Consider the following 3,546-nt stretch of genomic DNA (forward strand, 5'->3'; position numbering starts at 1 on the left):
CCGTTCTCCGACCGGACCTGATCGCCCAGCCGGCGAGCAGCAGTGACCATGGCTGAATCGTCGATCGCCGTGCGGATCGCGGCCGCCAGACGCGGGCATCGGCAGCGCCAAGACCGCCGGGACGCCCAGCTTCTCCGCGACGTGCTGCCCGGCCATGATCTGACCGTTGTGCACGATCAGATCGGCACCTGCGCCCGACCCGGTCGACGCCAGCTGCCAGGAGTCGTCGAGCACGCGGGTGAACATCGCCGGCAGCCGCCGCATCAGCGCCGCTTTCGCCCGCAGGCCGCCGGTAGCAACGTCCCCGACTGCGGACCCGCTGTCCAGCACCCGCAGCGGGCCGTCGTCCACGCCGGCAAACGACACACCCTGGCCGGCGATCAGGTCGGCGAACCGCTCGGGCGCCGCAACGACTGCCTGATGACCGCGCCGCTGCAGTTCCTGCGCCAGCGCGACGAACGGCTGCACATCACCGCGCCTGCCCAACGTCAGGATCAGAACCTTCATCGTGAGCCTCCCGAAGACGCCGACCAGCCAAGGCCGACCAGCCTTCCCGGCTCACCGCGAGCGAGCATACGCCGACCGTCCACGCCCACAGCCGAATGCCGAATGTGTCTCGCACGCCCGCCGGCGAACAACGAGGCGTCGTAGCGGCCTGCACCGCCGCGATACCCGGTGTTGAGGCGGTCCAACTGCTACGTTGATCGCGGTGTGCCGGGAAGTCTGGTCGGCGATTGATGACGGCTGTCCAGATGCGGGAGACGTGATGACGGAGCGTACGAGTCGGTGAGTGCGCTCGCCTGGATCGCCGTCTGCGTCTTCGTGGCGGCCTACGTGCTCATCGCCACCGAGAAGATCAACCGCGTGGCCGTCGCGCTCGGTGGCGCGGCGATCATGCTCGCCCTGGGGGCGACGGACGCCGAGCACGCGTTCTTCTCCGAGGAATCGGGCATCGACTGGAACGTCATCTTCCTGCTGCTCGGCATGATGCTCATCGTCGGCGTACTGAAACGCACGGGCCTGTTCGAGTACGTCGCCATCTGGGCCGCGAAGAAAGCGCGCGGCCGCCCGTTCCCGATCATGGTGATCCTGATCGTGGTCACCGGTGTGGTGTCCGCCGCGCTCGACAATGTCACCACCGTGCTTCTCGTCGCGCCGGTCACCCTGCTGGTCTGCGACCGGCTCGGCGTACCCCCGGTGCCGTTCCTCATCGCCGAGGTGCTGGCGTCCAACATCGGCGGCACCGCCACCCTGGTGGGCGATCCGCCGAACATCATCATCGCCAGCCGCTCCGGCCTGACCTTCAACGACTTCCTCTCCGTGCTCGCGCCGTTCGCGGCCATCGTCCTGGTCGTGCTGGTCCTGCTGTGCCGGATCATGTTCCGCCGGGCATTCCGCTACGACGCCGAGCGCACCGCCGCGGTGATGGCACTGCGCGAACGCGACGCCATCCGCGATCCCCGGCTGGTCGTCATCAGCCTTGGCGTACTCGTGGCCGTCCTGGTCGCGTTCACCCTGCACACCTTGCTCGGCCTCGAGCCGTCAGTGGTCGCCCTGCTCGGTGGACTGTTACTACTGGCCTTGTCCCGCCTCGACGCGACCGAGATCGCGCGCGATGTCGAGTGGCCCACGCTGGTCTTCTTCGCCGGGCTGTTCGTCATGGTCGGTGGCCTGGTCACCACCGGCGTGATCGACGAGCTGGCGCGCGGAGCCATCGACGCCGTCGGCGGCGAGCTGGAGCCGGCCACGATGCTGCTGCTCTGGGCGTCAGCGGGGCTGTCGGCGATCGTCGACAATATCCCCTACGTCGCCACCATGAGCCCGATCGTCGCCGAGCTCGTGAACGCCTCGGGTGGGCTCGACCGGGCCCAGGTGCTGTGGTGGGCGCTGGCCATCGGGGCCGACTTCGGCGGCAACGCCACCGCCGTCGGCGCCTCCGCGAACGTCGTGGTGCTCGGCATCGCGGAACGGGCCGGGCACAAGATCACATTCTGGGGATTCACCAAGTACGGGCTGATCGTCACCGTCATCTCGGTGGCGCTGGCCGTACCCTATCTATGGCTGCGGTTCTTCACCTTCTGAGCGCCGGTCAGGTCCCGAGCAGCCGGTCCAGCAGGCCGTCGAGGGTGATCGCCCCGGTCATCACCCGCTCCTTGTCGACGACGGCGACGAGCGGCACGTTGAAGCGGGCCATCACGGACGCGACCTCGAGCATGGTGGCGTCGGCGCTGACGGCCGGCAGTTCCGGGCGGTTCCTGGGAAGCAGGTCGGCGACGGTGCGATCCCCGATGCCCTCGAGGATGACGTCGGCGGCCGCCTCGTCGATCACCCGGGCCAGCGCCGGATCCTCCTGGCAGTAGGACGGCAGAGCCATCCGGAGCACCTGGGTGCCGGCCAGGACGGTCAGCGGCCGACCGTTGCGATCGACCACGATCAGCCCGGGCAGATCTTGGGAAGCCAGCACCTTCGCCGCCTCCCGTGCCGGCGTGTCCTCGGCCACCGTGCTCATCGGCGTCGACAGGTCACCCGCACGCATGTCGGTCACCTCGCATGGGGGTGACGATACGCGTCCCCGGGGAGATGCCGGCGTCTGCTCGGCGCTCGCGTTGCCAGGCCCGGACGCCGACAGAACCAGTCGCCACAAGCGCTCAACGACGTCTTACCGCACGGGCCCGGCGTCGCAGGACCCCGTGCCAAGCGGGCGTCTCGGTCTCGTTGTCGAAGGCGCGAGCCACGACCACGTCGGTCGACGAATGCAGCAGGATCGAGATGACGATCGTCAGAGCGACCAGATGGAACACTTCGTCGGCGGCGGCGATGCCGGACTCGAGCACCAGCAGGCCGTAGACCACGGACGCGAAGCCCTTCGGGCCGAACCACATCGCCGCGGCCTGCTCGCGCATGTCCAGCCCCGAGCGCAGGAACGACAGCCACAGCGCCACCGGGCGGGCGACGAAGATCGCCAGAAGTGCGAACACCCACCCCGCCCAGGAGATGTCGCCGAGGAATTCGACGGAGATCAGCGCACCGAAAACCAGCAAAGCGGCTAGCTTGAACAACTCGGCGATGTTCTCCCCGAAGTGCTCGAACGCGGCCCGTTGCCGCGGCCCGAACGTGGCCACCGTGATGCCGGCCGAGAACGCCGCGAGGAACAGGTTCGCATGCGTCGCCTGCGCCACCCCGAGCACGAGCAGACCGATCGCGAGTCCGTTGAGCGGTTCGTAGGCAGTCGAGGCCGCGAAGAAGCGAGTGCGCTCGAGCAGGATCGCCGCGACCGGGATGACCACCCCGACGACCAGCCCCAGGGACACCTCCAGGGCCAGTTCTGCGAGGTGCAGATCATCGGAGCCGGCGGCGACGGCCAGAAAGACGATGACGAACGGCAACGCCAGACCGTCGTTGACCCCGGACTCCACATTGAGCAGGTGCCGGAGCCGCGCCGGGACCTTGTCGTTGCCGACCAGCGCGGACGCGAACACCGGGTCGGTCGGGGCCAGGATCGCTCCGATCAGCAGCGACTCCGCCCATCCCAGTCCGGCCACGTAG

Annotated in this window: 4 protein-coding genes; 1 reads left to right on the forward strand and 3 read right to left on the reverse strand. The window is 68.7% G+C overall.

Annotation, left to right across the window (positions count from 1 at the left end; all coding sequences use genetic code 11):
* Nucleotides 1–507 (reverse strand): glycosyltransferase (locus AB0M20_RS32505; RefSeq protein ID WP_364304159.1); only part of this gene is annotated, 507 nt, incomplete at its 3' end.
* Nucleotides 508–786: 279 nt separating this feature from the next.
* Here AB0M20_RS32505 and AB0M20_RS32510 point away from each other — a divergent pair.
* Nucleotides 787–2,082: an ArsB/NhaD family transporter gene (locus AB0M20_RS32510; RefSeq protein ID WP_364304160.1), complete on the forward strand. Its 1,296-nt coding sequence runs from the start codon at nucleotides 787–789 to the stop codon at nucleotides 2,080–2,082.
* 7 nt (nucleotides 2,083–2,089) lie between these two features.
* Here AB0M20_RS32510 and AB0M20_RS32515 read toward each other — a convergent pair whose 3' ends face one another.
* Together AB0M20_RS32515 and AB0M20_RS32520 are read right to left on the reverse strand one after the other, a co-directional pair.
* A complete protein-coding gene (locus AB0M20_RS32515; protein ID WP_364304161.1) occupies nucleotides 2,090–2,536 on the reverse strand; it encodes a CBS domain-containing protein in 447 nt (148 codons plus the stop codon).
* A 112-nt stretch (nucleotides 2,537–2,648) separates the two neighbouring features.
* Nucleotides 2,649–3,546: cation:proton antiporter (locus AB0M20_RS32520; RefSeq protein ID WP_364304162.1), on the reverse strand; the 898-nt coding region annotated here is incomplete at its 5' end.

The sequence above is a fragment of the Actinoplanes sp. NPDC051633 genome, assembly GCF_040681735.1.
Classification (GTDB): domain Bacteria; phylum Actinomycetota; class Actinomycetes; order Mycobacteriales; family Micromonosporaceae; genus Actinoplanes.

Coding starts and splice junctions, on each gene's coding strand:
- AB0M20_RS32515 (WP_364304161.1), bottom strand. CDS start 2,536: ATGCGTGCGGGTGACCTGTCGACGCCGATGAGCACGGTGGCCGAGGAC.